Here is a 5,249-nt window from a genome sequence, read left to right as displayed (position 1 = left end):
GTCTGAAGCCAAAGCGGCATTAGCGCAAGCAACAGCTAGCCTTGAAGCAGCAGATGCCCAACTGCAGAAGAACATCGATGCAACGGATTTGGCCCTACAGGATACCCAATCCCGACTTGAGGCCGCTGATTCACAGCTGCAGGCTGGACTTGATGCGGCAGATGCTACTTTGGCGAAAGCAAAAGCCGATCTCGAACAAGCTGACAGTACACTGCAGAGTTCACTAAATGATGCCAAAGCCGAGATAGAAGGGGAGGTTGCCAGGGTCGAGTCTGGTTATCAGGCTGGTGACAGAGCGAACCAGGCCTCGATTAAGATACTGGAACACACCGTTGCCAGTGTTACCCAGGTTATCGCCAAGCAGATAGAGCAGCTAAGCGCGACATACAACACGCGTTCGCTTGCCGAATCGGCCACCACAGATGCCAAAATTACGGAGACGAAACAAGTGCTGGCTGATGCCGACAAAGCGCTTGCCGAAGCTCTGACCGCGCTTGAGGTCGCCTACCAGGCAGCTGATGCCTCGTTAAACGGTTCAATATCCTCGCTGGCCCAAACGATTGCCAACGAGAACCAGGTACTTTCTCAGCGTATCGATACCGTAACGGCAGATTATAAGAGTGCGGATAGCGCACTGTCCGGCACTGTTTCATCACTGCAGAAGGCTGTTGCCGACGGTGACAGTGCTTTGTCTGAAAGGATAGATACGGCCGAAAGCGAGTTTAAGGCCGCCAACAATGCAACGTCTGCCAGCATTACAGAGCTGGGGAAAACTGTTGCCCGCGAAGATGCGGCATTGTCTGAGCGTATTAATACCGTAGATGCCGGATATAAAAGTGCCGATGCTGCCTTGTCCGGCTCAATCAGTTCACTGTCTGAAACGGTCGCAAGCAATGATTCGGCAATCAGCAAGCGGATTGATAATGTCGAGGCGGCATTCCAGGCCGCTGATGCCGAGACAAACAGCCAGGTTAGCAGCCTGTCAGAGACGTTAGCCAGTGGCGATCAGGCACTCGCCAAGCGCATAGACAGTGTTGAATCTGGCTATAAGACCGCTGATACTGCGACGAACGCCAGTGTGACCGAGCTTTCAGAGACCGTCACCAACAACGAGAGCGCGGCGAGCTCTCGTATGGACGGGATCGAGGCCGAGTTCAAGGCGGCAGACAATGCAACGAATGCTGCGGTAACTGGGTTGTCCAAGACTGTTACTGACAACAAGCAAGCAATAGCATCCCGGGTTGACGATGTTGAAGCCGACTACAAGGCAAAAGACACCGAGCTGGCCGGTTCTGTATCCTCGTTGTCACAGGTTGTGGTCGATAACAAGCAGGCGATTAGTTCCCGGGTAGATAGCGTTGAGGCCGAGTTCAGGGCTGCAGACAATGCAACGAATGCCAGCGTTTCATCTCTGGCCGAGACGGTTGCCGATGAGGACCAGGCGCTTTCACGACAGATCGAGTCGGTTAAAGCGTCACATGATGACTTAGCAGGGTCAGTCAACGAACAGACAAGCGTTGATGCTCAGGCTGACAAAATTATCGCAATGCAACTTAGCCAATTGGATGCTGCGTACAAGGCGCGCTCCGGGGCAGAGTCGGCAACCACTGACGCCAAAATCACAGAAACACAGAAAACCTTGGCCGAGGCCGATCAGGCTCTTGCGCAGACGATTACCGAACTGGAAACCAACTTCCGGCAGGTTGATGCAGAGACAAATGCCAGTCTGGTTGAATTGACGAAAACAGTGGTGGATAACGAGCAGGCCTTCACTACCCGACTTGATAGTATGGACAGTGCTTATAAGGCGGCAGACGCGGCCAACAAAGCTAGTATTGATGAACTTGCGGAAACTACGGCCAGCGCAGACCAGGCGCTTGCTAACAAAACAACGGCACTAGAAACGACAGTAAACGGCCCTGACGGGCTAAGCGCCAAAGTGGAAACCAATGCCTCGGCTATTTCGACAATGGATAGCGAAGGCTCTCAAGCGCATAAAGCGCTTTGGGAAACAAAGGCCAGTGTCGGTGATATCAGCGCCGGTATCGGACTGGTTGTCGATGATACGGGGAAAAGTCAGGCCGTTGTCAGCGCCTCTCAGTTCTTTGTCTACGACCCTAACCAGCCAAACACCGTTACGCCGTTATTTGCCATCGACAACGGCAAGGTGATCATCCCCGATACACTAATAGAAGCCGCCTCAATACGCATTTTGAATGCCCAGGAGATCACGGCAAAGAATATCGTGGCCAGCGCCACTATTACGACACCGAACCTTGAAGGGGCAACCGGCTCCTTTGAGGACGTGATCAGCTCCCGAGGCACCTTCAATGATGCGAAAGTTATCCGGGCAATCATTGAAAACGCGACGATAGCAGGCACCTTGGCAGCCAAGAATGCAACGATTGAGGATGTGACTATCCATAGGGCAACCATATCGGGCACTTTGGTTAGCGTGGATGGCACATTTACTGGCACGGTGCAGGTGGGCAATGCCCTATACGTTGACGAGAACCTGGTACGGATTAACTCCAGTAAGGTATACATCACCGATCCAACTGATGGTTCGGACCTGCCATTATTAGTAGCACAAGATGGTAAGTTGGTGATGCCTCACGTAACAGTAAATCAACTGGATGTAGCTAGTACGGCGAGCATAGCGGATAACCAAGCTGTCTTTAACGCTGAGAGATTTTATGTATACGGCGGTAACGGGGCTACACCTCAGTTAGCTTTCGCTGTCGTCGACGGCAAAGTTGTAATTGCTCAGTTGCTGGTCAAAGACGCTGTTATTCAAACATTAGAGTCTGAAACCGTTATTGCCGATGAAGTTAAGGCCAATACAAAGTTGACCTCTCCTGTAATTGAAGGAGGTGAACTTCGAGGTGGCAATGCTGGATTTGGCGCAGGTGGTCCTTATGCGGGGTATCACTCCTATATCAATGATGATGGGGTGATATATACAGACAATATTCGTGCACGAGGGCATATCGAGGCAACATCAGGGGAATTTAAGGGCCATGTTACCAGCGCGCTAATTACCGCTAGTACCATCTACGGGGTCGATATTATCGGTGGATCACGAAAATACACCACCGACCCTTATGGCAATGGCGCAATGATCTATTACCAGCATCTCTATATACCGCCTGAGAACACGCAGCGGTTGATGGTGTCGTGTAATCCCTATGTCACAGCTGGTGCCTCTCAGGCACCGGTGGTAGACCGGACTTGGTCTCACCTAGATCTGCACATCTACAGTGCAGCGGATACTAAGGGTCATAGCCTTGGCTACGTGACTTATGATCGTTTCCGTTGGCTGCAAATTCCTCCTGGTTCTGTCTCGATGGAAATTAAGTCGTATTGCGCCGGGGATGATAATGTCCATGAGTGGCAATTGCAGCTTGTAGATCGAATTAGCGGTGTAGTGTTGCATGTATCGGGTTCGTACTTTTTTGCAGAGAATTACCAGGGGCTATCTGGGACAGTGCAAGTGGGAAATACGGTGTTTAACTGGTCACATAAACATAGCAATGGTTACTGGCTGACGAATATCTGGATCGGTTCGAGGCAGAACTACGGTTCACCTTGGGACCAGAATCTAAATGGCTTTCTGCGACTACGATACAAGGTTCATCATGCGAATAGCGCCAATCGAAGTCTAACAGCGATAACGATGTCGGCCAGCGTGAACAATGAGATCAGACCCTGATGAATAAACAAGAGTTCAAGTTCTACCTGCCTAATGGCGATGTCGGAACCATTGAAGATGTTCCGGCTCTACTGGAAGGAGACAGGATCGTTCGAGAAGAACAACTTGAGGCGTTCTATAACTCCATTGAAAGCGAAGAAAGGGAATGGCGCAACAATGAGCTTCTTGCTACAGATTGGTGTTTTTCCCCTGATGCCACTATCGAGAAGGAGTTGCTGGCAGGCTCTAGCCGGTTAGAGCAAATTCTAGAATATCGGCAACAAGTAAAAGCCTACAACATGCGTGATGAGCCTCGGCCTGTCAGGCCGGACTGGCTTAAGTAAGCCTTCCAAACTGATAGCAGACAACCATTATTAGAATGCCGGTTACATTTGCTAAATGGACTGATTATCGCGTGAAGTTGTACCCGATAATTCAACAGACCGAAGATCGGAACAACCACCGGTTCGCGGAAGAAATCGATAACGCCCTTTCTAACGAGAGGGCGTTTTTGTTTGTGGGTGATGATGGCTTCATGGTCTTACAGCCTGTCACTGAGCAAGGCGGAACCGTCAGTGTAAATATCATGTTTGCCTACAACGACGGTGGGGATGCCATGATTCGATACCAGCCGGTGATTGAGCAGCTTGCGCGGAAAATTGGTGCCTGCAGCGTCCATTTCTATACCAAGGTGGCCGGACTGGTACCGATTGCCGAGTACATTGGGTACAGCCTTGCCTCGAACCAGGGTGGTGTTCAGAAATTTACGAAACCCTTATAAGGAGCAGCCTATGGGCGGTGGTGGTAAAAACGAAATAAAAGAAACCGAGGCGGAAAAGGCTGCAGCAGAAGTTGCCATGAAGCAGTGGGAGCTTTATCAGAGTGATTTAAAAGGTTTTGAAACTGGTTTTATTAAACGTGTAGACAACATTAATAGCGCAGCCAACATGGCTGATGTTAAAGAGAGTGTTGATCTTGGCTACAGCAAGAGCTACTCAGATGCCCGTGATAAAACAGCCGATACCATGACTGCTAGCGGTATCGATCCTAGTTCATCGAAGTTTAAGGGAGCGATGAACAAGCTTACAACAGAGCAGGCCGTGAAGCAGGGAGATACCGTGAACCGTGCTCAGGTGGGTGAACAGGATAAGCATGTTGCCGGCCTTCAGGATGTGGTGGCTATCGGTATGGGTCAAAAGGCCGAATCTTTGGCGGGTATGGGAGATAGCGCTTCGCTTAGTTTGCGCAAAGCGACGACTGATGCCTACAACGATTTCAACCAGTCGGCGGCTATGGCGCAGACCGTGGGAGCGACAGCTGGTGCTGCTGCCTCTTATAGCCTGAGAAATGCACAAACACCCTCACTCAATAAAGCTTCGGTTGATGGCCGCTCTACGGTCAAGCCAGTAAACACCTATAACCACATGACCAATCCTGACGGCACCATGATGGCCTAACTCTTAAACGTCCTTAGGAATCCGTATATGTCGAGAAATCGAGATCATCATAACGATAGAGCCAGCTCCGGAATTTCATATTCAGTACGCAAACCTCATCC

The 5,249-nt window shown here is 50.5% G+C and carries 4 protein-coding genes; all 4 read left to right on the top strand.

All coding sequences use genetic code 11. The features are described 5' to 3' along the window. The coding region (locus tag MHN01_RS15715; RefSeq protein WP_239412209.1) for a DUF1983 domain-containing protein at positions 1 to 3,712 on the top strand (3,712 nt) is incomplete at its 5' end. Next, on the top strand, positions 3,712 to 4,035 hold the full coding sequence (locus MHN01_RS15710) for a hypothetical protein (protein ID WP_239412208.1): 324 nt from the start codon (positions 3,712 to 3,714) through the stop codon (positions 4,033 to 4,035). The genes MHN01_RS15715 and MHN01_RS15710, both read left to right, overlap by 1 nt. A 35-nt stretch (positions 4,036 to 4,070) precedes the next feature. Then, positions 4,071 to 4,472 (top strand): hypothetical protein, encoded by a 402-nt coding sequence (locus tag MHN01_RS15705; protein ID WP_239412207.1) that lies wholly within the window; start codon positions 4,071 to 4,073, stop codon positions 4,470 to 4,472. Positions 4,473 to 4,482: 10 nt separating this feature from the next. Then, positions 4,483 to 5,148, top strand: a complete 666-nt coding sequence (locus MHN01_RS15700) for a hypothetical protein (RefSeq protein ID WP_239412206.1) — start codon at positions 4,483 to 4,485, stop codon at positions 5,146 to 5,148. Positions 5,149 to 5,249: the final 101 nt, after the last annotated feature.

This window comes from Photobacterium sp. OFAV2-7 (assembly GCF_022347985.1).
GTDB lineage: Bacteria > Pseudomonadota > Gammaproteobacteria > Enterobacterales > Vibrionaceae > Photobacterium.
This window is presented reverse-complemented; position numbering and strand designations above follow the sequence as displayed.